Below are 25,635 nucleotides of genomic sequence, written 5' to 3'. Positions count from 1 at the left end.
ACCCCTGAGCTACGCACCCGTGGATGAGGCAACAGCGTACATGGACTACGGCCCCTGGTCACAAACGGTTGCCGGGGCTGAGGCCGCTCGTGGCGGTCGCCCGCGCCGGGGCCGGGGCGTCCACACCGACGGTGACGGCTCCGAGTCCGGCGGGGCCGGGGGCGGTGCTGGTCATGGCTCCTCCTGGGAGCGGCGCCGGTGGCCGTCGTCCCCCGTCGTCTCGGCCCGGGGCCCCGGATCAGTCGGTGTCGCCCGGTGCGTCGGGAACGACGATCTTCCGCCCGGTGATCCGGCGGGGCGCGAGGACCATGACGTGGTCACGCTCCGCCCCCGCCCACGGGGTCGAGTACGCCGCCTCCCTCAGCCGCCGTGCGGCCTCCTCGTCGGTCACGGCGCGTACGGTTCCCACGAGCAGCACGCTCCAGCCCTTGCTGAAGGCATCGTCGATGTGGTCGGCCTCGCAAGCGATCTCCGTGTCGGCGGCGGTGGCCAACGGGGAGTCCTTCGCCGTGCTGAACAACACCTCGCCGTCGCTCACCTGGTAGTTCACCGGCAGGACGACCGGCCCGTCGCCTTGGGCCAGGGCCACCCGCCCCACACCGTGGTCGCCCAGCAGCGTCCAGCACATGGCCTCGTCGAGTTCGACCATCCGGGCTCGTCGGGCGCCCCGGCCCGCGCCCCGCGGCAGGTCGACGGCGCCTCCCGACAGCTCCTGAACGGTGGTCTCCAGCGCGTCGGCCAGCCGGAGCAGGAAGCCGACGCCCACCGTGGCGGACCGCTCCTCCACGTACTCGATGTAGCCGGGTGCGGCGCCTGCCCGCAGAGCTACGTCCTGCCGGGACAGACCGAGTTGCAGACGGCGTGCCAGGATGCGCCGGCCCAGGTCGCCGGTGGCCGGATGCGGTGCTGAGGGCATCGCGGGGCTCCTCACTGATCGACGTACGTCCCCCACGGCTCACGCTAACCAGGACCGGGAGCGGCCGCAGCGGGGGAAGTCCGCCGGTGCGTCGTCCTGCTCGCGGTTCAGCGCCCGCGCAGTGCCGCGAGCGTCGCATCGAGGCCGGCGGCTGCCCGGCGGCGGAGTCCCGGCCCTGACTGATCGTTCGAGAGTGCGGCGTACCTCTACATCGACCGGCGTCCACGCAGCCGGCCGAGGAGGCTGCGGGCCTGGGCGCGCTTGCGCGGGTCGGCTGCGGCGCGTCGGGCCGACTCGATGGTTCGACGGCCTTGGGGGCTGCGGGTGAACCGCGTGAGGCGGGCGATCAGTCCGGGCATGATTCCTCCTTGGGGTATGCCTTCCGCCTACCCCACAAATACGCGTCCGCACGTGCGTGATGACAACATCGCCGGGCCGGCGCAGCCCGGGACCTTTGGACCGGAAGTCCGCTCACCGCCGCACGCGCGGCATCCCCAGCCCGATCCACGAGATGATCTCCCGCTGGATCTCGTTGTTGCCGCCGCCGAAGGTGAAGATCACGGCCGAGCGGTAGCCACGTTCCAGTTCGCCGTGGAGCACCGCGCCGGCCGAGCCCTCCTTCAGCGCGCCCGCGGAGCCGACGATCTCCATCAGCCAGGCGTAGGCGTCCCGGCGGGCCTCGGAGCCGTAGACCTTGACGGCGGAGGCGTCCTGAGGGGTGAGGATGCCGTCCTGGAGGGCTGCGACCATCTGCCAGTTGAGGAGTTTCATCGCGTCGAGCCGGGTGTGGGTGCGGGCGAGCAGGGCGCGGACCCAGCCGAGGTCGATGACCCGGCGGCCGTCGGCGAGCTTGGTGTCGGCGGACCAGCGCTGGACGTTGTGCAGGGCGCGGACCGCCATCGTGCCGTGGGCGGCGAGGGTGACGCGTTCGTGGTTGAGCTGGTTGGTGATGAGCCTCCAGCCCTTGTTCTCCTCGCCGACGCGGCGGGAGACAGGGACGCGGATGTTCTCGTAGTAGCTGGCGGTGGTGTCGTGCGAGGCGAGGGTGTTGATCAGGGTGCAGGAGTAGCCCGGGTCGCCCGTGGGGACCAGGAGCATGGTGATGCCCTTGTGGGGCGGGGCGTCGGGGTCGGTGCGCACGGCGAGCCAGACCCAGTCGGCCGTGTCGCCGTGGGTGGTCCAGATCTTCTGGCCGTCGACGACGTACGTGTCGCCCTCGCGGACCGCGCGGGTCTTGAGGGCGGCGAGGTCGGTGCCCGCGTCCGGTTCGCTGTAGCCGATCGCGAAGTCGATCTCCCCGGCCAGGATTCCGGGCAGGAAGTGGGCCTTCTGCTCATCGGTGCCGAACTGCATGATCGTGGGCCCGACGGTGTTCAGGGCCATCAGCGGCAGCGGTACGCCGGCCTGGGCGGCCTCGTCGAAGAAGATGAACTGTTCCATCGGGGTCAGCCCCCGGCCGCCGTACTCCTTCGGCCAGCCGACCCCCAGCCAGCCGTCGGCGCCGAGCCTGCGGACCGTCTCGCGGTAGAAGCGCCTCTGGGCGGCGGGCTCCGCGTAGCGGGCGTAGGCGTTGTCGGGCACCAGGGCCGCGAAGTAGGTACGCAGTTCGGTACGCAACCGCTGCTGCTCAGGCGTGTATTCGAGGTGCACGGCCCCTCCAGAGTCTCGCTTCGGCGTCGTCCGTGTGCGGCGGCGCACACAGTAGAACCTGTTGCAAGAATCTGGAAGGGCCTGGTACTCCCCGGGTCTCAGCGCTTGACGGCGCGCAGGACCACGAACTTCGGGTCACCCGCGACCGTGGTGCAGTTCCCGAAGATCCGGCGCAGGTGGGTGTGGTACGAGAGGTGCCGGTTGCCCACCACCCAGAGCTCGCCGCCCTGCCGCAGCGCGGTGCGCGCGCCGGCGAACATCGTGCGGGCGGTGGCGTCGGTGGTCGCCATGTGGGAGTGGAACGGCGGGTTGTTGAGCACCAGGTCGACGCTGCCCGGTTCGAGGTCGCCGAGCCCGTCGCCGACCAGGAAGTCGGCCTTCGCGCCGTCCGGAGCTCCGGCCCGGAAGGTCTCCTCGGCGGAGGCGACCGCCCCGTAGGACTCGTCGACGAACGTGACGTGCGCCTCGGGGTTGGCGCGGGCGGCGGAGAGTCCGAGGACGCCGTTGCCGCAGCCCAGGTCGACGACCCGGACCGTGCCGCCGCGGGTGGGCAGGTGCTTCAGGAAGAAGCGGGTGCCGATGTCGAGGCGCTCGGCGCAGAAGATCCCCGCGTGGTTGACGGTGGTCAGACCCGAGACGGGGCCCACGTCGGCGGGCAGCTCGTAGCGGTACGGCCACGGGCTCGGCGTACGCGGCAGCGCGGGGTCCGGGGTGGAGAAGATGAGCCGCGCCTTGCGCACCGCGAGGGACGTGCGGGTCGGGCCGATGATCCGCTCGAAGAGCTTGAGCGTGGAGGTGTGGATCTCCTTGACCATCCCGGTGCCGATGACCACGGTGCCGGCGTGGACGGCGGGGGCGAGCCGGTGGAGCTGGTCCTCCAGGAACGCCAGGGATTTGGGCACCCGGACGATCAGGACGTCGATCCGGTCCGGCGGGGTGTCGCGGGAGGACAGCAGCCGTACCGCGTCCTGGTCGATGCCGTTGCGGGCAAGGTTGGCGAGGGTGGCGCGCCGGGCCAGGTAGGAGTCGCTGATCTGGACGGGCCGGTGTGCGGCCAGCGCGGTGGCGAGCGCTCCCCACCGGTCCCCCACGACGGCGACCGTCCCCGAGAGGTCGACCGGGCCCGTCTCGGGGTCCGTCAGCTGCCGGAGCAGGTATTCGTCGGCGGCGTCCCACGCCCGGAAGGGGTCGCGCGGGTGCTCGGGGAAGCGGGCGAGCTCGAAAGCGCCCTGTGAGGTCGTCAAACGGTTCATATGTCACTCAGGCTAGCCGAGGGGACCGGGGGCGCCCCACACGGCTCCCGGCCCCTCGGCCGCGTTCACCTCGGCGTACGGCTTCGCGTACCCGCCCGCCGGGTGCTCCCGCCGACCCCGCGGGGCGGTCAGGGCAGTTGTCTGTCGATGGCCGACCGCCCCTCGGCGGCCAGCTTGCGCCGGGCCCATTCCAGGGTCTCCGGCGTCACGTCCCGCCCGGAGGCGAGCACCAGGTCCTCCGCGCTCGGGCGGTCGCTCGCGCCCGTGTGCAGGAGCCGGTCGGGGGTGACGCCCCCCGGGCCGGACACGGCCTCGGATACGGATTCGGACTCTTCGCTCATGCCGCCTCCTCGTCCTTGCGGCAATTCTCACCCCCCGCGGACCCGGCCGCATCCGATGAGCGCGCGGCCCGCTACCCGGGAGGGTGAATCAGCCCTTGGCGGGCCCGGGGAGTGGGCAGGAGAGGGAAGTCCGTAGCCCCATTCTCCGAGGCGGTGCCCATGCTCCACGGTGTCGACGTCAGCGCCTACCAGCCCTCCTACGACACGGACGGTCTCGACTTCGTCCTCATCAAGTCCACCGAAGGCCGCACCTATGTCAATCCGCGCCTGGACGCGCAGGTGAAGCGGGCCAGGGACGCCGAGTGCGTCGTCGGGTTCTACCACTTCCTCTGGCCGGGGGACGTGGCGGACCAGGTGGCGTACTTCCTGAGCAAGACCCCCGAGAAGGCGGGTGATCTGCTCGCGGTCGACTGGGAGCAGACCGGTGGCGGGACGCGGGCGAGCAACGCGGACAAGGACCGGTTCATCCGCGCGGTGAAGGAGGAGCGGCCCGATCACCGGGTCCTGCTGTACTGCAACCGCTCTTTCTGGCTCAACCACGACACCACCGGCTACGCGGGCGACGGGCTGTGGATCGCCGACTACGTCTCCGCGGGCAAGCCCCGTATCGAGGCGGACTGGCGCATCCACCAGTACACCGACGATCCGCTCGACAAGAACGTGGCCGACTTCGCCTCGGTCGGGGCCCTGCGCGACTGGGCGGCCGGATAGCACCCGGGCCCGACGCCCTGTCCGCCCCCCGGAGACTGTGGACCGCCGGGGGGCGGACGGCCGTCCGCGACGATTCCGACAGCCCCATTCTTGACCTGCACATGATAGGTACAGAGTGTTCACACGTGGGGCACGGTGCGTGTGGAAGGCTCCCGCTGACCACCTACCGCACGGCCGCCGCGCGAGCATCCCCACCCAGGACCTCGCGCGACGCCCGCGTTTCGGAGAGGACACCCCACATGTCCCGTCGTCACTCGTTCTACGCGCGTCCGCTGCTGGCCGCGGTGGCCGCCGTCACCGTGCTCGCCGGCACCGCGGCCGCGGCCCCCGCCGACTCCTCGCCCGGCCGGTACACCGCCAGCGCCGCCGCCCTCGACGACACGTACTACCAGGACGCGCTCGGCAAGACCGGCGCCGAGCTGAAAGCCGCCCTGCACACGATCATCAGCGAACAGACCAAACTCTCCTACGACCAGGTGTGGGACGCCCTCAAGGCGACCGACGAAGATCCCGCCGACTCCTCCAACGTCGTCCTGCTGTACACCGGGCGCTCCCAGTCCAAGAACGACAACGGCGGCAACTCGGGCCAGTGGAACCGGGAGCACGTCTGGGCCAAGTCGCACGGCGACTTCGGTACGTCGACGGGTCCGGGCACCGACGTCCACCACCTGCGGCCCGAGGACGTCCAGGTCAACTCCACGCGGGGCAACAAGGACTTCGACAACGGCGGGAGCGAACTGGGCGACGCACCGGGCAACTTCACCGACGGCGACTCCTTCGAGCCGCGCGACGAGGTCAAGGGCGACGTCGCCCGCATGATCCTCTACATGGCCGTGCGGTACGAGGGCACCGACTCCTTCGCCGACCTCGAACCCAACGACCAGGTGGACAACGGATCCGCGCCGAAGATGGGCAAGCTGTCCGTCCTGAAGCAGTGGAGCCAGGAGGACCCGCCGGACACCTTCGAGAAGCGCCGCAACGACGTCATATTCGAGCAGTTCCAGCACAACCGGAACCCGTTCATCGACCACCCCGAGTGGGTCGGGTCCATCTGGTAGCCCCGACCCGCCCGGCGGTCCGGGCCCCTCGGCGGTCCCGGCTCAGCCCTCTTTGGCCAGGGCCTTCGCGCAGCCTTCGACGGCGCCCTCGCGGGTGGTGTAGCGCGGCAGGTCCTGGCCCGTCCTCTCCCGCAGGAGGTCGGACGGCCCCAGCAGATCGCGGGGGTCGACGACCGCCGCGCGCCGCCCGTCGGAGACGAGACGCGCGAGGCCGGTGTGCAGCATGGCCAGGCCCACGGAGTCGACGGACGTGACGTCGTGCAGGTCGAGGACGACCGAGCCGCCGTCCGGCCCCGACTCGTCCAGGGCGTACAGCACGCGTTCGGCGGCCGTGAAGTCGATGGACCCCTGGGCGACGACGACGCCGACCTGCTCGTGCAGGACCCGTTCGTGCTCGGCCGAGGGCGCCGACGGCAGGTCGTCCGCCGTCGTGACGAGGGTGACGGTGGAGCCCGGGAGCGCGGGGTTGAGCATGAGGTGGAGCCCGTAGCGCTGCGACATCGTCTCCAGCGCTGCGTGGCCGCGTACCGAACCGCCGGTGGCGTCGAGCGGCGGGCTGTACGTGGCGACCCCGAAACGGGCCGGACCCACCGCGATGAGTCCGCCGGACACCCCGCTCTTGGCGGGCAGCCCGACGCGCAGCAGCCATTCGCCGGAGCCGTCGTACATGCCGCAGGTCGCCATGACGGCGAGGACCCGGGCGGCGACCTCGGCGGAGACGACGCTCTCGCGGGTGACCGGGTTCACGCCGCCGTAGGCGAGCGTCGCGGCCATCGTGGCGAGGTCCAGGGCGGTGACCCGGATCGCGCACTGGCGGAAGTAGCGGTCGACCGCCAGGACCGGGTCGACGGGCATGGTGCCGGTGGAGCGGATCAGATACGCCAGCGCCCGGTTGCGGTCCCCGGTCACGGACTCGGAGCTGAACACCTCTTCGTCGACGTCCAGTTCACGCCCGGCGAACCGGCCGAGGCAGCGCAGGATCCGGTCGAAGGCGCTCTCGCCGGGGGCGTCGGGGATCAGGGCGGTGGTGACGATCGCACCGGCGTTGACCATGGCGTTGGCGGGGCGGCCGGTGTCGGGTTCGAGGCTGATGGCGTTGAACGCCTCGCCGCTCGGCTCGGCGCCCACCCACCGGCTCACCTCGTCGAGACCGAGAAGGGACAGCGCGAGGGCGTAGATGAACGGTTTGGAGACGGACTGGAGGGTGAAGGGGGCCTCGGCCTCGCCCGCGCTGTAGCGGTGCCCGTCCATGCTGACCAGCGCGAGACCGAAGACGTCCGGGTCGGCGAGGGCCAGCTGGGGGATGTAGTCGGCCGGCTTCCCCTCCCGTACGTCGACGAACCGGGCGCGCAGGTTCTCCAGCGAGTCGGTCACCGCGTCGGCGGCGCTCATGGCCCCGCCCCCTCAGCCGCGCTCGGCCTGCGCGACCCGGGGGAAGGTCTTCACCCCGGCGGCCTTGCGGCTGTTGGCCTGGACGTCGACCGTGCGGTCCGGCGGCGCGTCCTCGACGCCGACGACGACGGTGTCCAGGACCTTGTCCTCGGCGTCGACGAACTCCACCTTCACGGCGAAGAACGCGGCCTCGTCGGTGGGGTTGGTGACCCGGACGAGCGCGCTGCGGACCTCCTCGGACGCGGTGAGCGGCAGCCCGTTGACCGAGACGTCGGCGACGGCGTTGCCCCGGCCCTCCACCTCGTCCAGCCGCTTCGCCGCCTCCTGCCGTACGCGTTCGGACTCGGCGGAGACCGAGGCGGCGAAGCTCTCCTGGGTGCGCGGGCTCGCGGACTCGGACGGCGATTCGGCCGGCTCGGGCGTGAGCGTGTGGACGCCCCGGTCAGTGCCCTCGCTGCTGGTGTCGGAGTCGCAGGCCGTCGTGCCGGCGAGCAGCAGGGCCGCGATCGCGGCGGGGGCGAGGGCGCGCGCGGCGCGGGCCCGGCGCGCGGGGAGGTTCGCTTTCACGGACGGTCCGTCCAATCCAAGAGGGGGATCCGGGTGAGGAAGGGGGGACAAGGGGGAGGCGCGTGGGTCACGCCGTGTCGTCGCCGAAGATGTCGCGGAGTTTCGCCTCGCGCTCGGTGTCGAGGTTGCTGTGGAGGAGTTCGGCGCCGTCGCCGGGCAGCTGAGCGCCGATCCGCTCGGGCACCTCGTTCATGGTCAGCAGGAACAGCGCGGAGGTTCCGGGCGTCACCTTCTCCTTGACCTCGGCGATGAAGTCGTCGTCGATGCCGACGTCCGCGAGCTTCCCGCCGACCGCTCCGGCGGCTGCCCCGATGGCCGCGCCCAGCAGCGGCATGAGGAAGATCAGCCCGAAGAGCATGCCCCAGAAGGTGCCACTGAGGGCCCCGACGCCGACGAGGTTGAGGAGCTGTTTCGTGCGCGGCTTGGCCCGGTCGGCGGGCCAGCTGACCACGGCAGCGTCGAGTATCTTGATCAGCCCTTCCTTCTGAAGGGATTTCAGCGCCTCCTCGACGCTCTCCGCGCCCTCGGCCGTCCTGAACTTCCACACCGTGAGCGTGGACATCGCGCACCCTCCCGCACTCCAGAGCAACAACTCGCCCATATTAGGATCAAAAGGTATGAATTGACTCGTCGAAGTATCCGCTTCATACGGGAGCGGGTTCGAGTCCCGGGAGGGAACGATGGATACGGACGCCCTGACCGCCGACCTGTTGCGGGAGCTGCGGGCGACCCGGCCCTATCCGGCCCTGTCCCTGACCATGCCGACCCACCGCAAGGCTCCGGACAACGCCCAGGACCCGGTCCGGCTGCGGAACCTGGTGGCCGAGGCCGGACACCGCCTCGACGCCGACCCGCAGGTCAGCCGCGAGGTGGCGGCCGCTCTCCGGGCCCAGGTGGAGCGGGCGGCGGAAGAGGTGGACCCGCGCGGGGCGCTGGACTCCCTGGTGCTCCTGGTCACCACCGACGCCTACTGGATCTGGCAACTTCCGCGCACCGCACCCGAACGGGTGGTGCTCAGCGACACCTTCCTCACCCGCAACCTCGTCGCGGCCAAGGCCCAGACGCGGCCGTTCCGGGCGCTGACCATCGCCGCCGACCACGCCACGCTGTGGATCGGGACCGGCGACGGCATCCGGCCGGAGAAGACCGGCGGCTTCCCGCTGACCGCGCCGAAGGAGCCGCCGAACCCGCAGCGCGAGGAGCGCATCGGGGACACCCCGAGCACCTTCTCCGACGAGGAGACCCGCAACTTCTTCCGCGACGCCGACGAGAAGCTGCGCACGGTGCTCGCCGACGATCCGCGTCCGCTGTACCTGCTGGGCCTGGCCCCCGCTCTCGCCCTGCTGGACGAGGTCGGCGAGAGCTCCCGGTCCGCGACCGGCCGGGTCACCAAGGGTGCGCCGGCCGACCTGCCGCCCGCCGAGGTCCTCAGGGAACTGCGGCCCGCCCTGGAGGAGGGCGCGCGCCAGGCGGTGGCGGAGGTGGAGACCCGGCTCGACAACGCCCGCAGCGCGCACTCCTTCGCCGGCGGCCTCGACGAGGTGTGGGCGGCCGTCCGGGAGGGCCGGGCGGGGCTGGTCGCGGTGGAGGAACACTTCCAGGCGGCCGTGCAGGTGACCGCCGAGCACCTGGAGCCGGTGCCCGAGGGGACCACGCAGAGCGCGGACGGCACGGTCCGCGAGGACATCGTCGACGAACTCGTCGAATCGGCGCTGGACAGCGGCGCCGATGTGGTCTTCGTCGAGGACGACTCGCTGGCGGAGCACGGCCGGATCGCGGCGGCCCTGCGCTACTGACCAAAACCGCCCACGGGGCCTGCCCGTCAGCCCAGGCGGCGGACGGGCTGCCCGTCGAGGAACGCCCTGATGTTCTCCACGGCCTGGCCGTAGTACGTCTCGTAGTTGGCGCGCGACACATAGCCCAGGTGCGGGGTGGCCAGCAGACGCGGGGCCGTGCGCACCGGGTCGTCGGCGGGCAGCGGCTCGATGTCGAACACATCGGTCGCCGCCCCGGCGATGGTGCGCGCGCGCAGGGCGGCGAGGAGCGCGTCCGTGTCGACGACGGCCGCCCTGGAGGTGTTGATCAGGTACGCGGTCGAGCGCATCCGGGCGAGTTCGGCCGCGCCGATCAGCCCCCGGGTCCGTTCGCCGAGCGCCAGGTGGACGGAGACGAAGTCGCTGTCGGTCAGCAGTTCTTCCTTGGAGGCGGCCAGGGTCACACCGACCTCGTCGGTACGTTCCTTCGTCAGGTTCTGGCTCCAGGCCACCACGTCCATGCCGAAGGCCAGGCCCACCTGCGCCACCCGGCCGCCGATCTTCCCGAGCCCCAGCAGACCGAGCGTCCGGCCGTGCAGGTCGGCCCCGAGAGTGGACTGCCAGGGCCCGCCCGTGCGCAGGGCCTGGGACTCGGGGACGATGCCGCGCGCCAGGCCCAGCAGCAGGGCCCAGGTGAGTTCGACGGGCGGGGTGGAGGAGCTGGCGGTGCCGCAGACGACGACGTCGTGCCGCCGCGCGGCGTCGAAGTCGATGGCGGAGTTACGCATGCCGGAGGCGACGAGCAGCCGCAGCCGGGGCAGCCGGGCGAACAACTCCGCCGGGAACGGCACCCGCTCGCGCAGGGTCACCACGATGTCGAAGGCGTCCAGAGCGGCGGCCGCTTCGTCGTCGCTGGCGAGGTGCTCGGTGAACGACACCACCTCGACGTCCTCGGTGACGGCCGACCAGTCGACGACGGTGGTGGCCACGGACTGGAAGTCCTCGATCACGGCGCAGCGCAGCTTCATGGCAGCCTCTCTCCAACCTGGCAGGGTCGCCGCCCATGATCGCGCATCGCCTCCATCGGCCCGTACGGGCCCTGGCGAACGCCGCCGTCAGCCACCCCACGTCCAGTCGACGACCTCCGGCAGGTCCGTGCCGTGCTCGCGGATCCAGTCGTGGTGGCGGCTGCGGACGTCCGCCATCTCCTGGCGTACGGCGACGGCGCGGACGCCGAGGCCGGGCACCCGGTCGATGACGTCCATGACCAGCCGGTAGCGGTCGAGGTCGTTGCGGACGACCATGTCGAACGGCGTGGTCGTGGTGCCTTCCTCCTTGTAGCCGCGCACATGGAGGTGGGGGTGGCCGTCGCGGCGGTAGGCGAGCCGGTGGATCAGCCACGGATAGCCGTGGTAGGCGAAGATCACCGGCTTGTCGCGGGTGAACAGGGCGTCGTACTCGGAGTCCGGCATGCCGTGCGGGTGTTCCGTGTCGGGCATCAGCCGGGCGATGTCGACGACGTTGACCACGCGTACGGCCAGCTCCGGCAGGTGGCGGCGGATCAGGTCGGCCGCGGCCAGGGTCTCCTGGGTGGGCACGTCCCCGGCGCAGGCGAGGACCACGTCCGGTTCCCGGCTGCCGTCCTCGGTCCCGGCCCACTCCCAGGCTCCGGCCCCGCGGGCGCAGTGGGCGCGGGCCTCCTCCAGGGTGAGCCAGTCGAGGGTGGGCTGCTTCCCGGCGACGATCACGTTGACGTAGTCCCGGCTGCGCAGCGCGTGGTCGGCCACGGACAGCAGGGTGTTGGCGTCCGGCGGGAGGTAGACGCGGACGACCTCGGGGCTCTTGTTGAGGATGTGGTCGACGAAGCCGGGGTCCTGGTGCGAGAAGCCGTTGTGGTCCTGGCGCCAGACGTGCGAGGTCAGCAGGTAGTTGAGCGAGGCGATGGGCCGCCGCCAGGGCAGCCGGCGTGAGGTACGCAGCCATTTGATGTGCTGGTTGACCATCGAGTCGACGATGTGGGCGAACGCCTCGTAACTGGAGAAGAGCCCGTGCCGTCCGGTGAGGAGGTAGCCCTCCAGCCAGCCCTGGCAGAGGTGTTCGGAGAGCACCTCCATCACCCGGCCGTCGTGGGCGAGGTGTTCGTCGGTGGTCAGGACGCCTGCCTGCCAGGCCTTGCCGGTGGCCCGGTAGAGGGCGTCCAGCCGGTTGGAGGCGGTCTCGTCGGGGCCGACGACCCGGAAGTCCCTGCGGTCCGCGGTGGCGGCCATGACGCTTTCCAGGAGGCCGCCGAGCACCTTGGTCGGCTCGTGGAGCGCGGTGCCGGGCTTGTCGACCCGTACGGCGTGGTCGGCGAGGTCGGGCAGCGGCAGGTCGCGCAGGAGCAGCCCGCCGTTGGCGTACGGGGTGGAGCCGAGGCGGGCGTCCCCCTCGGGCACACAGGCGAGGACCTGTTCTGTGGGGCGGCCCTCGGTGTCGAAGAGTTCGGCGGGCCGGTAGGAGCGCAGCCAGGCTTCCAGTTGCCGCAGATGCTCCGGGTTGTCGCGGACGCCGGAGAGCGGGACCTGGTGGGAGCGCCAGGTGTTCTCGACGGGGAGGCCGTCGACCTCTTCGGGCCCGGTCCAGCCCTTGGGGGTGCGCAGCACGATCATGGGCCAGCAGGGGCGCTCGGTCACGCCGTCCTCGCGGGCCGCCCGCTGGTACGCGCCGATGCGGTCCAGGGCGGTGTCCATGGCGGCGGCCAGGGCCCGGTGGACGGCGGCCGGGTCGTCGCCGGTGACGAACAGGGGGTCGTGCCCGTAGCCGCGCAGCAGTTGGTCCAGCTCCTCCTCGGGGATGCGGGCGAGGACCGTCGGGTTGGCGATCTTGTAGCCGTTGAGGTGGAGGATGGGCAGGACGGCCCCGTCGTGGACCGGGTCGAGGAACTTGTCGGCGTGCCAGGACGCGGCGAGCGGCCCCGTCTCGGCCTCGCCGTCGCCGACCACGCAGGCCACGAGCAGCCCCGGGTGGTCGAAGGCGGCCCCGTAGGCGTGGGCGAGGGCGTAGCCGAGTTCGCCGCCCTCGTGGATGGAGCCGGGGGTCTCGGGGGCGACGTGGCTGGGCACGCCGCCGGGGAACGAGAACTGCTTGAAGAGCGCGCCCATGCCCTCGGCGTCCCGGCCGATGCCGGGATAGGTGGCGGAGTAGCTGCCCTCCAGCCAGGAGTTGGCGAGGACGGCGGGCCCGCCGTGCCCGGGCCCCCAGACGCACAGGGCGCTCAGGTCGCGGGCCTTGATGACGCGGTTGAGGTGGGTGTGGACGAGGTTGAGCCCCGGCGAGGTGCCCCAGTGGCCGAGCAGCCGGGGCTTGATGTCCTCGGGGGCGAGGGGCCGGGTCAGCAGGGGGTTGGCCATCAGGTAGATCTGGCCGACGGCGAGGTAGTTGGCCGCGCGCCAGTGCGCGTCGAGCGCGGCGAGTTCGTCGTCGGTGAGGGCGGAGGGGGTACGGGGGTCGCTCACGGAGCAGGTCTCCTCGTCGGGTGACGGCGCACGGGCGGTGGGCGGTGTCAGGAGGCCTCGGGTCCGTACCAGAGCGTGGTGGCGTTGCAGAACTCGCGGATGCCGTGTCCGGCCAGCTCACGGCCGTAACCGGAGCGCTTGATGCCGCCGAAGGGCAGGGCGGGGTGCGAGGCCGTCATCCCGTTGAAGAAGACGCCGCCGGCCTCCAGGTCGCGGGCGCAGCGCTCCTGTTCGCCCGGGTCGCGGGTCCAGGCGTTGGAGCTGAGGCCGAAGGGCGTGTCGTTGGCCAGGTGGATCGCTTCGTCGAGGTCGGCGACGCGGTAGAGGGTGGCGACCGGGCCGAAGGTCTCCTCGCGGTGGATGCGCATGGCGGTGGTGATGCCGGCGAGCACGGTGGGCTCGTAGAACCAGCCGTTCTCCAGGCCGCCGCCGAGCTTGTCGGGACGGCGTCCGCCGCACAGCGCCTCGGCCCCGCGCTCGACGGCGTCGTCGACGAGTTCCTCCAGGTCGGTGCGGCCCTGTTCGGTGGAGAGGGGGCCGATGTCGGTGGCGTCCTCCAGCGGGTCGCCGACGGTCAGGGCCCGCATGCCCGCGGTGAAGCGTTCGGCAAAGGCGTCGTACACGTCGGCGTGGACGATGAACCGCTTGGCGGCGATGCACGACTGGCCGTTGTTCTGGATACGCGCGGTGACGGCGGTGGCGGCGGCCTTCTCCACGTCCGCCGAGGGCAGGACGAGGTAGGGGTCGCTGCCGCCGAGTTCCAGGACGGTCTTCTTGACCTCGTCCCCCGCGGTGGCGGCGACGGCGCGGCCGGCCGGTTCGCTGCCGGTGAGCGTGGCGGCGACGACGCGCGGGTCGCGCAGGACCGCCTCCACGGCGCCCGAGCCGATCAGCAGCGTACGGAAGCAGCCCGCCGGGAAGCCCGCCCGGTGGAAGAGGTCCTCCAGGTAGAGGGCGGTCTGCGGGACGTTCGACGCGTGCTTGAGGAGACCGACGTTGCCCGCCATCAGCGCGGGGGCGGCGAAGCGCACCACCTGCCACAGCGGGAAGTTCCACGGCATCACGGCGAGGACCACGCCGAGCGGCCGGTAGCGGACCAGGGCGCGGGAGGCGCCGGAGTCCTTCACGTCGGCGGGGTCCGGATGCTCGTCGGCGAGCAGCCCCTCGGCCCGGTCGGCGTACCAGCGCATCGCCTTCGCGCACTTGGCCGCCTCCGCACGGGCCGCGGTGATGGGCTTGCCCATCTCGACGGTCATCGTGCGGGCGATGGTGTCGCGGTCCTCGTCGAGGAGGTCGGCGGCCCGGTTCAGCCAGGCCGCCCGCTGTTCGAAGGACGTGGTGCGGTACTGGCGGAAGGTCTCCGCGGCGGCGGTGATCCGGCGTTCGGTCTCCTCCTCTTCGAGGGCGTCGAATGACCTGATCAGTTCGCCGTTCGCGGGGTTGACCGTGGCGATGGGCATGGCAGTGGCCTCCTTGCATCGGTAGTCCGACCGTGCCGCGCCGCACCGGTCCCCGCAACGCGGCCTCCCCTTCCCCGCACGTACCCGGCCGACGCGGATCATGCGTGCCGGAGGGCACGTTCCGCGTCGACCGGGTTCACGGGCCGCCCTTCCGGGCGGTTACACGAGTGCCGCGAGGGGGGTGCGGCGGGCGGTGCGGACGCCGGGCAGCGGAGCGTACGGGAGCAGTTCCGCGAGCTGCGGCGCCTCGGCGTAGCGGGTGAACCAGACCACTTTGCCGTCCGTGGTCCGGCAGGTGCCCCAGCTGTCGCTCAGGGCCATGACCCGGCTCAGCCCGCCGCCGACCGGCAGCAGGCGGGGCATCCGGGCGCTGTTGTCCGCGACGGACACGGTCACGTGCCGTCCGGTCCAGCGGAGTTCGAGGACGCAGGTGTTGCCGCCGCCGACATGCCGGTGGACGTTGGTCAGGAGTTCGTCCAGGGCCCGGCACACCGGCCGGACGTGCAGGTCGAGACTCCAGTGACGAAGGTGTGCGGCGACGATCCGCCGCAGCTGGGAAACGCGCTCTGCCGACACCTGCAGTTCGACCGAGTAGTGCCGGTCGAGTGGAACGGTCATCGTCGAGGCTCCTCACCACGAGGCCCACGTGCTTCACCCCGTCGTACTTCACCCCGTCGTACGAACAACCCCCGAACACGAAGCGTGAGCACTGATCACTTCTGGGTCACTCCTCAGGGTGAGGCCGGTACGCCGGTCGCGCAACAGCTGGGCCGTCCGTGCTGGTGGGAGGCGGTGCCCGTCACAGCAGGTAGGGCAGCAGGGCGTCCGGGGTGAGGGGCAGTTCGCGCAGCCGGGCGCCGGTGGCGTGGCGGACCGCGTTGCCGATGGCGGCGGCGGTGCCGACGATCCCGATCTCTCCGATGCCCTTGCTGCCCATGGGGTTGAGGTGGCGGTCGTCCTCCTCGATCCAGTGGGCCTGGATGTCGGCCGTGTCGGCGCAGACGGGCACGTGGTAGGCGGCGAGGTCCTTGGCGGTGAAGTCGCCGAAGGCCGGGTCGATGTCGCAGCCCTCGGTGAGGGCCATGCCGATGCCCATCACCATGCCGCCGGTGAACTGGGAGCGGGCGGTGCGCGCGTTGAGGATCCGCCCGGCGGCGTACACCCCGAGAAGCCGTCGTACGCGCACCTCGCCGGTGACGGCGTCGACGGCCGTCTCGGCGAAGTGGGCGCCGAAGGCGTGCCGGGCGTACGGGGACTCCTCGCCGGTCTCCTGCTCGGTGTCGGCGGTGGCGGTGATCCCGTCGGCGGGGAGCGGGCCGGAGTGCTCGGCGAGGCGGGCGGCGAGGTCGGCGGCGGCCTTGTGCACGGCCCAGCCCCAGGAGGCGGTGCCGGAGGAGCCTCCGGCCAGCGGGGCGGTGGGCAGCTCGGTGGAGCCGATGTCGACGTGTACGGCCTCGGGGTCGACGCCGAGGGCGTCGGCGGCGATCTGGGCCAGCACGGTGCGTGCGCCGGTGCCGATGTCGGTGGCGTTGACCCGGATGGTCAGGGAGCCGTCCGGGGCGGCGTGGGCGCTCGCGGTGGACGGGGAGACGAGGACGGGGTACGTCGCGGAGGCCACGCCCGTACCGATGAGCCAGCGGCCCTCCTGGCGTGCGGCGGGGCGGGGGTCGCGGTCGTGCCAGCCGAACCGTGCCGCGCCGTCGCGCAGGCAGGCGGCGAGGCCGCGGCTGCTGAAGGGGCGGTCGCTGTCGGGTTCGGTCTCGGGTTCGTTGCGCAGCCGCAGCTCCACGGGGTCCAGGCCGAGCGCGGAGGCGAGTTCGTCCATGGCGGACTCCAGGGCGTACATCCCCGAGGCCTCCCCCGGGGCGCGCATCCAGGAGGGGCTGGGGACGTCGAGGGCGACCACCCGGTGCCCGGTGCGGCTGTTCGGCGAGGCGTACATGACGCGGGCGGGCACGGCGGCCTGCTCGACGAACTCCTTCACGGTGGAGGTCTGGGTGACGACCTCGTGGCTGACGGCGGCGAGCACGCCGTCGAGGTCCGCGCCGAGCCGGACCCGCTGGATCGTGGGGGCCCGGTGACCGACGACCTCCGCCAGCTGGGCACGGGGGAAGGCGAGCTTCACCGGGCGGCCGGTGTGCCGGGCGGCCATGGCGGCCAGGACCCCCTGGGGGCGGGTGGTGCCCTTCGAGCCGAAGCCGCCGCCGACGTGTTCGGAGACCACGGTGATCCGGTCCGCGTCGAGGCCGAGCGCCTGGGCCAGGCTCTCGCGGACCTTGGTGGAGCCCTGGCTGGAGTCGTGGACGGTGAGGTGGCCGTCCTCCCACACGGCGGTGGCGGCGTGCGGCTCCATGGGGTGGTTGTGCAACGCGCCCATGAGGTACGTCGCGTCGACCTGGACGCGCGAGGCGGCCAGGGCCCGTTCCACGTCGCCGCGGTTGCGTACGGCGGGGAACCCGCCGTTGGCCTCCTCGGGCGTGTAGAGGCCGGGGTGGTCCTCGGTGAGGGTCACGTCGTGCGCGCCGCGTTCGTACTCGACGTGGAGTTCCCCGGCCCCGGTCCGGGCGGCCTCCAGGGAATCCGCGATCACAAGGGCGATCGGCCAGCCGTGGTGCGGGACGCGGTCGTCCTGGAGCACGGCGAGGATCGGGTCGTCGGGCTCCTGGAGCCGGGGCGCGTTGTCGTGGGTGAGGACGGAGTGGACGCCGGGTACGGCGAGGGCGTCGACGGCCCGTACGGCGGTGACGTGTCCGGCCGCGATGGTGGCCGGGACGGTCCAGGCGTACAGGCAGCCGGCGGGCGTGCGGTCGGCCGCGTAGCGGGCGGTGCCGGTGACCTTGTCCCGGGCCTCTCTGCGGACGACGGGCGCACCGGGGAACTGCGGGGCTTGCGTGGTCATGGCGGGGGTCCTCGGAGGTCGGTGGGGCGGACGCGGGAGGAGCGCCCGGAGGTGGGGCCGGGGGTCGGCGGCCGGTGCTCGGCGGTCCGGTGCTCGGCGGGGCGGCGGTCGGCGGGCCGGCCGGGCTCGGTGAGGGCGGTCGGCCCGGTGAGGGCGGCCGATCCCGGCGGGTTCAGCCGGCCCGAGCCGGCCGGCGGGTGGTGAGTTCGCCGAGTACGTCGAGGGCGAGCCGGCGGGCGAGGTCCACCTTGAACGCGTTGTCGCGCAGCGGCCGCGCCTCGGCCAGTTCGGCGATCAGGGCGTGCTGGAAGGCGGCAGGGGTGGCCGGGGCGCCCCGCAGTTCGGTCTCGGCCCGGCGGGCCCGCCACGGCCGGTGGGCGACGCCGCCGAACGCGAGCGTGGCGTGCTCCACGCGCCCGGCCTCCACCCGGAGCGTGGCGGCGACGGAGACCAGCGCGAACGCGAAACTGGCCCGGTCGCGGGCCTTGCGGTAGTGGGAGGCCACTCCGGGCGCCGGCGGCGGGAGCACCACCTCGGTGATCAGCTCGCCGGGCCGGATCACGGTGTCCTGGTCGGGGTTCTCCCCCGGCAGGCGGTGGAACTCGGTGAGGGGGACGGCCCGTTCGCCCTCGGGGCCCATGAGGAGCACGGTCGCGTCCAGCGCGGCGAGGGCCACGGCCATGTCGGACGGGTTGGTGGCCACGCACTCCGGCGAGTGCCCGAGGATCGCGAGGTCCCGGTTGGTCCCTTCGAGCGCGGGGCAGCCGGAGCCGGGGAATCGCTTGTTGCAGGGCTTGGAGACGTCCTGGAAGTAGCGGCACCGGGTGCGCTGAAGCAGGTTGCCGCCGGTGGTGGCGGAGTTGCGGAGCTGGCCGGAGGCCCCGGCCAGCAGCGCCTGGGAGAGCACCGGGTAGTCCTGCGTCACGTCGGGGTGGGCGGCGAGGTCGCTGTTGCGCACGGTGGCGCCGATGCTCAGGCCGCCTTCGGCCGTCCGGGTCACCCGGTCCAGGGGCAGCCCGGTGACGTCGATGAGGACCCGGGGGGTCTCCACGCCGAGCTTCATCAGGTCCACCAGATTGGTACCGCCGCCCAGGAAGCGGGCGCCGGGGCCGGCCGCGCAGAGCCGGACGGCCTCGTCGGTGGAGGCGGGGCGCGCATAGCCGAACGGTTTCACTCGATCACGTCCTCGATGGCTTCGACGATCCGGGGGTAGGCCCCGCACCGGCACAGGTTGCCGCTCATCCGTTCCCTGATCTCGTCGGCGTCCAGCGCGACCGCTCCGGTCGCGGCGTCGGGTCGGCCGGCGGCGGTGTCCGGCTCGGTGACGTGCGAGGGGTGGCCGTCGGCGGCCTCGCGGAGCATGCCCACGGCCGAGCAGATCTGGCCCGGGGTGCAGAAGCCGCACTGGAGGGCGTCCCGCTCGACGAACGCCCGCTGCACCGGGTGCAGGCTCTCGCCGTCGGCGAGCCCTTCCACCGTGGTGATCGTGGCGCCGTCCTGGGTGACGGCGAGCAGCAGGCAGCTGTTGATCCGCCGCCCGTCGACGAGGACCGTGCAGGCCCCGCACTGGCCGTGGTCGCAGCCCTTCTTAGCACCGGTGAGACCGAAACTCTCCCGGAGGGTCTCCAGGACCGTGGCGCGGTGGTCGACGGTCAGCGTCGTCTCCTCGCCGTTGACGAACAGGGTCACGGTGGAGTGTTCGTCGACGACCGGTTCCGGTTCGGGGTCCGCTCCGAGAGCGAGGGAATCCATGCGCGCGCCTTTCGCTTCGCCGTGGGGCGGTCGCCCCGGTCGGGTGCCGGTCGGTTCACGGCCCTGTCCTCGTGCGGGCCGTCAGCGGCTCTGGAGCCGCAGCCGGACCTCCTGCTCCTGGTCCCCGGCGGCCGTGCCGACGACGCTCACAGCGAAGGCCCCGGTGAGATGGGTGCGCAGCCGGTCGACGGCCCAGTAGCCGCCCTGGGCGTCCACCGTGACCGGTGCGGTGAGGCGGGCGGGAGTGGCGTCGGCCCTCGGTTCGGACACGTCGACGGTGGTGACCCAGACGGTCGGGCGGGGCCCGGAGGTCTGCTCGGGGGTCTCGCCCATCGGGTGGTCGGAGGCGAAGGCGGTGGCGAGCACGTCGAACACGGTCCGCGCGTCCTCGGTGTCGCACCGGCTGAGCGAGACCACCACCTCCCGGCCCGCCGGGTGATCCTCGCCGCTCTGCTCGGGAGTGCTGTTCACCGTGGTTCCTTCCCGGATGCCTGAACTTTGGAAGCGCGGGCAGGAGTGGAGGCCTGACCCGCGGTGGTGAAACCGGTTTCCCCTGAGATACCCATAAAACATGAATTGCTGTGAATAGCTGACTGATGCCCTTCTCTCGGGGTATGCCGATGACATGGATGTTCTGAAGGCAGTCAATGAGGCCGATGCGCCGGCCGAGATCCCGCTCGCGGACGGCACGGGGGCTCTGGGGATTTTCATGGGCGTCGTGGCACTGGCCGTCGTGGCCCTGCTGATCGGCGGCTTCCTCCTCAGCAAGCGCAAGCACGACGCCGAGCCGCCGCCGCCCCAGCCCCATGAGCAGCCGGAGAAGCCGGAGCGGCGCACCCACATCGAGCAGACCGACCCGCACTCCTCCGACCGCTTCCCCGAGGACGGCCAGGCCCTGTCGCCGTACGAGCTCAAGGACCACGGTAACGGCCCGCTGCCGCCCGACGAGGAACAGCCTCGCCGCTGACCCGCCCGCCCCACGGGGGGCGGCACGCCGGCCCCCTCTGCTCAGGAGGTTGTGATGGCCGGCTCGGCAGCCGACCGACGTACCCGTCTCACGGTCCTGGTCGCGCTCGCGGCCAATCTCGTGATCGCCGCGGCCAAGACCGTGGGCGGACTGGCCTCCGGCTCCCCCGCCCTGCTGTCGGAGGCAGCCCACTCCGTCGCCGACAGCCTCAACGAGGTCTTCCTTCTCGCGGCGCTGCGGCGCAGCCGCCGTCCCGCCGACGCCCGTCATCCGTTCGGGTACGGCAAGGAGCGCTTCTTCTGGGCGCTGATCGCCGCGGTCGGGATCTTCGTCATGGGCGGGTGTTTCTCGTTCTACCAGGGGCTCTCCGCCCTCCGCCGGGACGATCACGACGAGTCCCCCGAGGGCTACACGGCCGGTCTGATCGTCCTCGGCGTCGCCTTCGTCGCCGAGGCCACCTCCCTCACCCGGGCCCTGCACCAGGCGCGCGGCGAGAAGCGCGGCGCCCTGGACCCGGCGCTGCGCACCGTCATCGCGGAGGACAGCACCGCGGTCCTCGGCGTGACCCTGGCGATGGCGGGCATGTCCCTGCGCCTGGCCACCGGGAGTGTGGTGTGGGAGGCGGCGGCCTCGCTGGGGATCGGGCTGCTGCTCGTCTACGTGGCCTTCCGGCTCGGCCGGGACGCCCGCGACCAGCTGATCGGTGAGGCCGTCGATCCGGAGCTGCGCCGCGATCTGGTGGGCTTCCTGATGCGCCAGAGCGAGATCGACAACGTCGCCGAGCTCCTCACGATGCGCCTCGGCATGGACTCGGTCCTGGTGGCCGCCCGGATCGACCTCGCCCCCGGCATCGACAGCGAGCGGGTCGAGGAGGTCTCCATGCGCATCAGGGAGGCGATGGCCGATCGGTGGCCGCAGGCCGACCAGGTCTTCCTCGACATCACGAACGCCCCGCCGCGCGCCGGGCTGTGACCGGGGCCGGCGTGCGGCCCGCGTTGCGGGACCGGGCGGCCCGGTCAAGGCTGGTTGCTGGACCGCAGCGGCCGGGCAGGACGCCGCTCCCCGACGAAGGCAGTGGACCATGACCGGAAGCGATCCCCGTACGGCCTCCTCGGCAGCGCCCCTGACCGGGCCGGCCGCACCGTGCTGGGTCACCCTCATGACACGGCACCGGGAGACCGCCGAAAGGTTCTACTCCCAGGTGCTGGGCTGGTCGTTCCGCCCCGGGCGGCTCGGGTCCGACTTCTCGGTCGCCTACCGCGGCCAGGTCCCGGTGGCCGGCCTCTTCGCCGTCTCCTCGGCGTTCCAGGTCGCGGTGGCCTGGACGCCGTACTTCTCGGTCGAGGACGCGAACGTGGCCGCCGCCCGGATCCGTGAGCGCAGCGGGACCGTCGCGGTGGGCCCGCTGACGCTCGGCAAGGGGCGCGGGGTGCTGGCCTCGGACCGGGACGGGGCGGCCTTCGGCCTGTGGGAGCGCACCGAACCCTCCACGTCGCCGCCGGCCCCCGCCGACCACGCGCACTCCTGGCTGCGGCTGCGGACCCGGAACGCCTTCGACGCGGCGATCTTCTACGGCGAGGTACTCGACTGGGCGAGCGGGCGGCCGGGGGGCTGCGATGTCGCGTACGAGGGCGAGGAGGTCATCGTGCGGTGCGAGGGGCATCCGCTGGCCCGGATCAGCTCCGGGGCCGTGGAGGCCGCGGTCGACCCGCTGGTGCGCCCGCACTGGCAGGTCCAGTTCCCGGTGGCGGACCTCGCGGAGACGGTCGCCGCGGCCGAGCGGCACGGCGGCGCCCTCGTGGAGGATCGCCCCGGCTTCGAAGGCACCGAGGTCACGCTGCGCGACCCGGACGGCGCGCTGTTCGCGGTGACCGATGTGCGCAGCCCGGCCTGACGGTTCCTAGGCGGCGTCGCTCCCCCGGTCGGGCGAGCCGCTCCCCTCGTCGGATGTGTCGCTCCCCCGGTCGGGCGTGTCGCTCTCGCGCGGGCCGGAGCGGCCCCTGGCGATGGCCCACACCGGGAAGACGAACCAGCAGGCCAGGAACCACAGGGCCATGCCGCCGACCAGCCAGAGAGCCATCTGGTTGTGCAGGGCCACGCGCAGGATGAGCAGCAGCGCCGAGCACATGGTGCAGAAGAGGAGTACCAGGCCGAGGACGGTCATCCGCGAGGCCCAGAGCACCGTCTCGGGCTTCATCCGGCGGCCGGTGAGGAGCCGGTGGTACGAGACGGGGCCGATGAGCGTCGCGGCGGTAGCCGAACCCAGCATCACGGTCACCACGTAGATGTACCGGTCGATGTCGCCCAGGTCCTCGAACCGTGACTGGAAGACCACCGCGAGCAGGAAGCCGAAAAGGATCTGCACCCCGGTCTGCGCGACGCGCAGTTCCTGGAGGAGTTCGGCCCACTGACGGTCCGCCCGCTCCTCCTGGGTCTCCTCGCGGCCTCTGCCGTGGGTCTCCGACATCGGTGCTCTCCTCATCTCGACACGACCGGGAGCCCTGGCACACCCGTTCGATCCGGGACTACAGGTGCCCCGGCGGCGCGAGGCCATTCCGAACGCGTTCGACCTGGCTGTGCGGCGCGTCTAGGATCACCGCAGGGCATCGCGCGTCGGTCACCGGCCGGGTGAGGCGTGGAGGTAGCCCGTGAGATGCCCGTTGGAGGCATTCCACCGTGTCAGTCGAGTTGAACCACACCATCGTCCATTGCAAGGACAACCGCGAGTCCGCCGAATTCTTCGCGGATCTGCTGGATCTGACGGTCGGCGAGGAGTGGGGTCCGTTCATTCCGGTCGTTCTCGCGAACAGCGTCACGCTGGATTTCGCGACGATTCCCGCCGATTCGATCACCCCGCAGCACTACGCCTTCCTCATTTCGGAGGCGGAGTTCGACTCCGCGTTCGCGAAGATCCAGGCGCTGGGAATCGAGTTCTACGCCGATCCCCATCGGAAGCACCCCGGCGAGATCAACCGCAATGACGGCGGGCGGGGCGTGTACTTCCCCGATCCCGGCGGTCATTGGCTGGAGCTGATCACTCGTCCGTACGGCGGCTGACCAGCACCGGGAGCAGGAGTTCGGGGCGGTCCCACATCACCGCCGGCGGGTCGGCCCGGACCGTGCCGACGGGTTCGGCGCCGATGCTGCGGTAGAAGCCCTCGGCGGGCGGGTGCGAGACGATCCGGACGCCGGAGAGCCCGGCGCTCCGGGCCTCCTCGCGCAGGTGGGCGGCGAGCAGCCGGCCGATGCCGAGCCCCTGGGCGGAGTCGGCGACGAACATCAGGTCCAGTTCGGGCGGGTCGAGAAGCAGTGCGTAGAAGCCGAGCACCTGGCGCGTGACGGCGTCCGCGGCGACGAAGACCCGCTGCGCCTCGATGTAGTCCGGTCCGATCCGATAGCCCTCGACCATCGGGGCGTAGGGGCCCTCGTAGGCGCGTGAGGTGCGGACCAGCCGGGTCAGCCGGGCGGCGTCGCCCGCCTCGGCCCGGCGGACGGTCACGTCGGCACGCCGTGGGGCGCGCCCGCGTCGTCGTCCTGCCCATTCCGGTCCCATACGGCGAGTATGGGGCACCGTGGCGGCGGGCTTCAGGCCGGGCGGCGCTCCTCCCGCCAGCGGCGCACGGTGCCCTCGATGTCGAAGGGCTTCAGCTGCAGCGGCGGGCCCTCGGGAGGCATCCGGATCGCCCGGTCGATCTTCGCGTTCACCTCGGTCAGGATGCGCCGCACCTCGGCCTCGGTGCGGGCCGCTGCCACCGCGCCGGGGACGTCCTCCGCCTCTTTGCGCAGGGCCAGCGCGGGCGGCAGCATCGACACGCCCTCCCACAGCATCTTCTGTTTGATCCACCAGGCCTCGTCGTACGGGCGTTCCAGGCCGGCGATCGGTTTGCCGAAGCCGGGGAGCCGGGAGAAGTCGCCGCGCTGTTGGGCCTCGTGGATCTGCCGGTCGACCCAGGACTCGAAGCTGACCCCCGGTGGTTTGCGCTCCGTCATCGCGTGTCCCTCCGACCTGCCGCCGATCCGACGCCTTCACCCTACACAGGCGTCGCGGAGCGCCTTCCGCCACGGACGGCTGCCTTGAACGGGGATCCGGGGGTACACGAATCCTGCGCGCCGCCCGGCGATTGACGCCGGGCCCGGACCGAGAGGGGTTGACCACTGTGCGACAGCAGAGCTACGGACCGGCCGATGAACATGGGGGGCGGCAGCCATGACGACAGCGATCATCATCATCGCCGTGGTCGCCGTGGCGGCCATCGCGGCGTTCTTCCTGCTTCGCGGACGTCTCGCCGGCGGCCGGGGTCTGCGCAGCCGTTTCGGACCGGAGTACGACCGGGTGGTCGCCCGGCACGGCGGCGACACCGAGGCGGCCGAGCGGGAACTCGGCGATCGGGTGAAGCGGCACGGGAACCTCGACGAACGCCCGCTGACCGAGGAGGCCCGTGCGCGCTACGCCGCCCGCTGGGCGAGCGCCCAGGAACTGTTCGTCGAATCGCCGGAGCGTGCGCTCACCGAGGCCGACACGCTGCTGGCCGACCTGTCGCGCGAGCGGGGCTTCCCGGACGGCGAGGACTTCGAGGACCGTACGGACGCGCTCTCCGTCCACCACGCCGCGCACGTCGACGGCTACCGCCGGGTCCACACCGCGCGGCACGGGGACGCGAGCACCGAGGAGAGGCGCGAGGCCCTCATCGAGGGACGCAAGCTCTTCGACGCCCTGCTCGCCGGCGGCACGTCGGGGCGTGAGCACGGCAACCGGCATCTGGTGAAGGGACGCGGTACATCATGACGCGGACACCGAACGACAGGACGAACCCGACCGGCGGCACCCGGCTTCCGGAGGGCGCCGGCCCCATCGACACGGGTACGCCCTTCAGGCGGCCCGGCACGCCCGACCCGGCCACGAGGACGGTCACGGGCAAGGAGGGCAAGGAGACGGAGCCGGTGGGGCCGCCCGCGGCACCCCCGGCGACCACCGTCGGGCAGCCCGTGGAGGCCCCCGGGGCCGTTGCCGGCCCCACCGCCCCCGACGCGGCCGCCGACCCCCGCACCGCATCCGGCCGTACGGTCCCCGAAGGCGGTCCGGCCACTGCCCGGGGCCCGGCCGAGGAGAGCCCGGAAGGCCCGGCCGGCCCGCACCTCGGGAAGCCGCTGTTCGCGCCCGCGGAGCAGGAGGCCGTCGCCGCCCGGATCCAGCAGGCGGTGACCGGGTTCGTGGAGGATCCGCACCGGGCGGTACGGGAGGCCGACGCCACGTTCGAGGAGGTCGTCGCGGACCTCGGGGCCGCCCTGGCGGAACGCGGGCGGCGGCTGCGGGCCGGGAAGGACGGGAGCGGCCCGGCCTCCGGGGCGGAGACCGAGGACCTGCGGATCGCCCTCCAGCACTACCGCGACCTGACGGAGCGCCTCGTACGCCTGTAACCG

The 25,635-nt window shown here is 72.3% G+C and carries 28 protein-coding genes; 9 read left to right on the top strand and 19 right to left on the bottom strand.

Going from position 1 to position 25,635, the window contains the following annotated elements; genetic code table 11:
• Positions 1–238 precede the first annotated feature (238 nt).
• From ACFWM7_RS14915 to ACFWM7_RS14895, 5 genes are all read right to left on the bottom strand, one after another.
• Positions 239–916 (bottom strand): helix-turn-helix domain-containing protein, encoded by a 678-nt coding sequence (locus ACFWM7_RS14915; protein WP_383260248.1) that lies wholly within the window; start codon positions 914–916, stop codon positions 239–241.
• Between the two features lie 206 nt (positions 917–1,122).
• Positions 1,123–1,275 (bottom strand): hypothetical protein, encoded by a 153-nt coding sequence (locus ACFWM7_RS14910; RefSeq protein ID WP_383260246.1) that lies wholly within the window; start codon positions 1,273–1,275, stop codon positions 1,123–1,125.
• Positions 1,276–1,387: 112 nt separating this feature from the next.
• Positions 1,388–2,566 (bottom strand): acyl-CoA dehydrogenase family protein, encoded by a 1,179-nt coding sequence (locus ACFWM7_RS14905; RefSeq protein WP_383260244.1) that lies wholly within the window; start codon positions 2,564–2,566, stop codon positions 1,388–1,390.
• A gap of 98 nt (positions 2,567–2,664) precedes the next feature.
• A complete protein-coding gene (locus ACFWM7_RS14900) occupies positions 2,665–3,819 on the bottom strand; it encodes a methyltransferase (RefSeq protein ID WP_383260242.1) in 1,155 nt (384 codons plus the stop codon).
• A 128-nt stretch (positions 3,820–3,947) separates the two neighbouring features.
• Positions 3,948–4,160, bottom strand: coding sequence for a hypothetical protein (locus tag ACFWM7_RS14895; protein WP_383260239.1), 213 nt, complete (start codon positions 4,158–4,160; stop codon positions 3,948–3,950).
• Positions 4,161–4,319: 159 nt separating this feature from the next.
• Between ACFWM7_RS14895 and ACFWM7_RS14890 the strand changes: the two genes are divergently transcribed.
• Together ACFWM7_RS14890 and ACFWM7_RS14885 are read left to right on the top strand one after the other, a co-directional pair.
• On the top strand, positions 4,320–4,871 hold the full coding sequence (locus tag ACFWM7_RS14890) for a GH25 family lysozyme (protein WP_383260237.1): 552 nt from the start codon (positions 4,320–4,322) through the stop codon (positions 4,869–4,871).
• Between the two features lie 239 nt (positions 4,872–5,110).
• Positions 5,111–5,929 (top strand): endonuclease I family protein, encoded by an 819-nt coding sequence (locus tag ACFWM7_RS14885; protein ID WP_383260235.1) that lies wholly within the window; start codon positions 5,111–5,113, stop codon positions 5,927–5,929.
• Between the two features lie 42 nt (positions 5,930–5,971).
• Here the strand turns inward: ACFWM7_RS14885 and glsA are convergent, their stop codons facing one another.
• The 3 genes from glsA to ACFWM7_RS14870 form a co-directional block, all read right to left on the bottom strand.
• Positions 5,972–7,321 (bottom strand): glutaminase A, encoded by a 1,350-nt coding sequence (glsA, locus tag ACFWM7_RS14880; protein ID WP_383260232.1) that lies wholly within the window; start codon positions 7,319–7,321, stop codon positions 5,972–5,974.
• A gap of 12 nt (positions 7,322–7,333) precedes the next feature.
• Positions 7,334–7,888 carry a hypothetical protein gene (locus ACFWM7_RS14875; protein ID WP_383260230.1) on the bottom strand — a complete coding sequence of 185 codons (555 nt, stop codon included), beginning with the start codon at positions 7,886–7,888 and terminating at the stop codon, positions 7,334–7,336.
• 67 nt (positions 7,889–7,955) lie between these two features.
• Entirely contained in the window at positions 7,956–8,450 is a 495-nt protein-coding gene (locus ACFWM7_RS14870; RefSeq protein ID WP_383260228.1) for a DUF1269 domain-containing protein, read from the bottom strand.
• 118 nt (positions 8,451–8,568) lie between these two features.
• Between ACFWM7_RS14870 and ACFWM7_RS14865 the strand changes: the two genes are divergently transcribed.
• Positions 8,569–9,684 (top strand): chemotaxis protein, encoded by a 1,116-nt coding sequence (locus tag ACFWM7_RS14865; RefSeq protein WP_383260226.1) that lies wholly within the window; start codon positions 8,569–8,571, stop codon positions 9,682–9,684.
• A 26-nt stretch (positions 9,685–9,710) separates the two neighbouring features.
• On the opposite strand, the gene ACFWM7_RS14860 is transcribed toward ACFWM7_RS14865, so the two are convergent.
• The 8 genes from ACFWM7_RS14860 to ACFWM7_RS14825 form a co-directional block, all read right to left on the bottom strand.
• Positions 9,711–10,670 carry a D-2-hydroxyacid dehydrogenase family protein gene (locus tag ACFWM7_RS14860; protein ID WP_383260224.1) on the bottom strand — a complete coding sequence of 320 codons (960 nt, stop codon included), beginning with the start codon at positions 10,668–10,670 and terminating at the stop codon, positions 9,711–9,713.
• A gap of 87 nt (positions 10,671–10,757) precedes the next feature.
• Positions 10,758–13,136 carry a phosphoketolase gene (locus ACFWM7_RS14855; RefSeq protein WP_383260222.1) on the bottom strand — a complete coding sequence of 793 codons (2,379 nt, stop codon included), beginning with the start codon at positions 13,134–13,136 and terminating at the stop codon, positions 10,758–10,760.
• A gap of 47 nt (positions 13,137–13,183) precedes the next feature.
• Entirely contained in the window at positions 13,184–14,596 is a 1,413-nt protein-coding gene (locus ACFWM7_RS14850; RefSeq protein WP_383260220.1) for an NADP-dependent succinic semialdehyde dehydrogenase, read from the bottom strand.
• Positions 14,597–14,755: 159 nt separating this feature from the next.
• Positions 14,756–15,214, bottom strand: a complete 459-nt coding sequence (locus ACFWM7_RS14845) for an ATP-binding protein (protein WP_030809584.1) — start codon at positions 15,212–15,214, stop codon at positions 14,756–14,758.
• Positions 15,215–15,395: 181 nt separating this feature from the next.
• Complete coding sequence (locus ACFWM7_RS14840; protein WP_383260218.1) at positions 15,396–17,495, bottom strand: xanthine dehydrogenase family protein molybdopterin-binding subunit; 2,100 nt, start codon at positions 17,493–17,495, stop codon at positions 15,396–15,398.
• A 172-nt stretch (positions 17,496–17,667) separates the two neighbouring features.
• Positions 17,668–18,669, bottom strand: a complete 1,002-nt coding sequence (locus ACFWM7_RS14835; protein ID WP_383260216.1) for an FAD binding domain-containing protein — start codon at positions 18,667–18,669, stop codon at positions 17,668–17,670.
• On the bottom strand, positions 18,666–19,247 hold the full coding sequence (locus ACFWM7_RS14830) for a 2Fe-2S iron-sulfur cluster-binding protein (protein WP_383260214.1): 582 nt from the start codon (positions 19,245–19,247) through the stop codon (positions 18,666–18,668). Before ACFWM7_RS14830 ends, ACFWM7_RS14835 begins: the two co-directional genes overlap by 4 nt.
• A gap of 81 nt (positions 19,248–19,328) precedes the next feature.
• On the bottom strand, positions 19,329–19,718 hold the full coding sequence (locus ACFWM7_RS14825) for a hypothetical protein (protein WP_383260212.1): 390 nt from the start codon (positions 19,716–19,718) through the stop codon (positions 19,329–19,331).
• Positions 19,719–19,872: 154 nt separating this feature from the next.
• Between ACFWM7_RS14825 and ACFWM7_RS14820 the strand changes: the two genes are divergently transcribed.
• The 3 genes from ACFWM7_RS14820 to ACFWM7_RS14810 all read left to right on the top strand — a co-directional run bounded on the left by ACFWM7_RS14820 (position 19,873) and on the right by ACFWM7_RS14810 (position 22,108).
• Complete coding sequence (locus ACFWM7_RS14820) at positions 19,873–20,214, top strand: DUF6479 family protein (protein WP_383260211.1); 342 nt, start codon at positions 19,873–19,875, stop codon at positions 20,212–20,214.
• A 54-nt stretch (positions 20,215–20,268) separates the two neighbouring features.
• Entirely contained in the window at positions 20,269–21,186 is a 918-nt protein-coding gene (locus ACFWM7_RS14815) for a cation diffusion facilitator family transporter (RefSeq protein ID WP_383260209.1), read from the top strand.
• Between the two features lie 109 nt (positions 21,187–21,295).
• Positions 21,296–22,108 (top strand): VOC family protein, encoded by an 813-nt coding sequence (locus tag ACFWM7_RS14810; protein WP_383260207.1) that lies wholly within the window; start codon positions 21,296–21,298, stop codon positions 22,106–22,108.
• A gap of 6 nt (positions 22,109–22,114) precedes the next feature.
• Here the strand turns inward: ACFWM7_RS14810 and ACFWM7_RS14805 are convergent, their stop codons facing one another.
• The gene (locus ACFWM7_RS14805) at positions 22,115–22,681 is read right to left on the bottom strand and encodes a DUF6328 family protein (protein ID WP_383260206.1); all 567 of its coding nucleotides are present in this window, start codon (positions 22,679–22,681) and stop codon (positions 22,115–22,117) included.
• A gap of 209 nt (positions 22,682–22,890) precedes the next feature.
• Here ACFWM7_RS14805 and ACFWM7_RS14800 point away from each other — a divergent pair, with 209 nt between their 5' ends.
• Positions 22,891–23,271 carry a VOC family protein gene (locus tag ACFWM7_RS14800; RefSeq protein WP_383260205.1) on the top strand — a complete coding sequence of 127 codons (381 nt, stop codon included), beginning with the start codon at positions 22,891–22,893 and terminating at the stop codon, positions 23,269–23,271.
• On the opposite strand, the gene ACFWM7_RS14795 is transcribed toward ACFWM7_RS14800, so the two are convergent.
• Together ACFWM7_RS14795 and ACFWM7_RS14790 are read right to left on the bottom strand one after the other, a co-directional pair.
• On the bottom strand, positions 23,249–23,767 hold the full coding sequence (locus ACFWM7_RS14795) for a GNAT family N-acetyltransferase (protein ID WP_383260204.1): 519 nt from the start codon (positions 23,765–23,767) through the stop codon (positions 23,249–23,251). The genes ACFWM7_RS14800 and ACFWM7_RS14795 overlap by 23 nt on opposite strands.
• 32 nt (positions 23,768–23,799) lie before the next feature.
• The gene (locus ACFWM7_RS14790) at positions 23,800–24,204 is read right to left on the bottom strand and encodes a DUF1992 domain-containing protein (RefSeq protein WP_383260202.1); all 405 of its coding nucleotides are present in this window, start codon (positions 24,202–24,204) and stop codon (positions 23,800–23,802) included.
• A 217-nt stretch (positions 24,205–24,421) separates the two neighbouring features.
• Between ACFWM7_RS14790 and ACFWM7_RS14785 the strand changes: the two genes are divergently transcribed.
• Both ACFWM7_RS14785 and ACFWM7_RS14780 read left to right on the top strand, forming a co-directional pair.
• A complete protein-coding gene (locus tag ACFWM7_RS14785) occupies positions 24,422–25,000 on the top strand; it encodes a hypothetical protein (protein WP_383260200.1) in 579 nt (192 codons plus the stop codon).
• The gene (locus tag ACFWM7_RS14780; protein WP_383260198.1) at positions 24,997–25,632 is read left to right on the top strand and encodes a hypothetical protein; all 636 of its coding nucleotides are present in this window, start codon (positions 24,997–24,999) and stop codon (positions 25,630–25,632) included. Before ACFWM7_RS14785 ends, ACFWM7_RS14780 begins: the two co-directional genes overlap by 4 nt.
• Positions 25,633–25,635: the final 3 nt, after the last annotated feature.

The sequence above is a fragment of the Streptomyces sp. NPDC058375 genome (assembly GCF_042723425.1).
GTDB classification, from domain to species: Bacteria; Actinomycetota; Actinomycetes; order Streptomycetales; family Streptomycetaceae; genus Streptomyces; species Streptomyces durocortorensis.
Note: the sequence above shows the minus strand (reverse complement) of the source record. Positions and strands in the feature narration are given on the sequence as shown.

Bases quoted from the DNA above. Each gene is read 5' to 3' on its own strand.
- ACFWM7_RS14915 (WP_383260248.1), bottom strand. From the start codon at position 916: ATGCCCTCAGCACCGCATCCGGCCACCGGCGACCTGGGCCGGCGCATC.
- ACFWM7_RS14910 (WP_383260246.1), bottom strand. From the start codon at position 1,275: ATGCCCGGACTGATCGCCCGCCTCACGCGGTTCACCCGCAGCCCCCAA.
- ACFWM7_RS14900 (WP_383260242.1), bottom strand. From the start codon at position 3,819: ATGAACCGTTTGACGACCTCACAGGGCGCTTTCGAGCTCGCCCGCTTC.
- ACFWM7_RS14895 (WP_383260239.1), bottom strand. From the start codon at position 4,160: ATGAGCGAAGAGTCCGAATCCGTATCCGAGGCCGTGTCCGGCCCGGGG.
- ACFWM7_RS14890 (WP_383260237.1), top strand. From the start codon at position 4,320: ATGCTCCACGGTGTCGACGTCAGCGCCTACCAGCCCTCCTACGACACG.
- ACFWM7_RS14885 (WP_383260235.1), top strand. From the start codon at position 5,111: ATGTCCCGTCGTCACTCGTTCTACGCGCGTCCGCTGCTGGCCGCGGTG.
- glsA (WP_383260232.1), bottom strand. From the start codon at position 7,321: ATGAGCGCCGCCGACGCGGTGACCGACTCGCTGGAGAACCTGCGCGCC.
- ACFWM7_RS14870 (WP_383260228.1), bottom strand. From the start codon at position 8,450: ATGTCCACGCTCACGGTGTGGAAGTTCAGGACGGCCGAGGGCGCGGAG.
- ACFWM7_RS14865 (WP_383260226.1), top strand. From the start codon at position 8,569: ATGGATACGGACGCCCTGACCGCCGACCTGTTGCGGGAGCTGCGGGCG.
- ACFWM7_RS14860 (WP_383260224.1), bottom strand. From the start codon at position 10,670: ATGAAGCTGCGCTGCGCCGTGATCGAGGACTTCCAGTCCGTGGCCACC.
- ACFWM7_RS14850 (WP_383260220.1), bottom strand. From the start codon at position 14,596: ATGCCCATCGCCACGGTCAACCCCGCGAACGGCGAACTGATCAGGTCA.
- ACFWM7_RS14845 (WP_030809584.1), bottom strand. From the start codon at position 15,214: ATGACCGTTCCACTCGACCGGCACTACTCGGTCGAACTGCAGGTGTCG.
- ACFWM7_RS14840 (WP_383260218.1), bottom strand. From the start codon at position 17,495: ATGACCACGCAAGCCCCGCAGTTCCCCGGTGCGCCCGTCGTCCGCAGA.
- ACFWM7_RS14830 (WP_383260214.1), bottom strand. From the start codon at position 19,247: ATGGATTCCCTCGCTCTCGGAGCGGACCCCGAACCGGAACCGGTCGTC.
- ACFWM7_RS14820 (WP_383260211.1), top strand. From the start codon at position 19,873: ATGGATGTTCTGAAGGCAGTCAATGAGGCCGATGCGCCGGCCGAGATC.
- ACFWM7_RS14815 (WP_383260209.1), top strand. From the start codon at position 20,269: ATGGCCGGCTCGGCAGCCGACCGACGTACCCGTCTCACGGTCCTGGTC.
- ACFWM7_RS14810 (WP_383260207.1), top strand. From the start codon at position 21,296: ATGACCGGAAGCGATCCCCGTACGGCCTCCTCGGCAGCGCCCCTGACC.
- ACFWM7_RS14805 (WP_383260206.1), bottom strand. From the start codon at position 22,681: ATGTCGGAGACCCACGGCAGAGGCCGCGAGGAGACCCAGGAGGAGCGG.
- ACFWM7_RS14795 (WP_383260204.1), bottom strand. From the start codon at position 23,767: ATGGGACCGGAATGGGCAGGACGACGACGCGGGCGCGCCCCACGGCGT.
- ACFWM7_RS14790 (WP_383260202.1), bottom strand. From the start codon at position 24,204: ATGACGGAGCGCAAACCACCGGGGGTCAGCTTCGAGTCCTGGGTCGAC.
- ACFWM7_RS14785 (WP_383260200.1), top strand. From the start codon at position 24,422: ATGACGACAGCGATCATCATCATCGCCGTGGTCGCCGTGGCGGCCATC.
- ACFWM7_RS14780 (WP_383260198.1), top strand. From the start codon at position 24,997: ATGACGCGGACACCGAACGACAGGACGAACCCGACCGGCGGCACCCGG.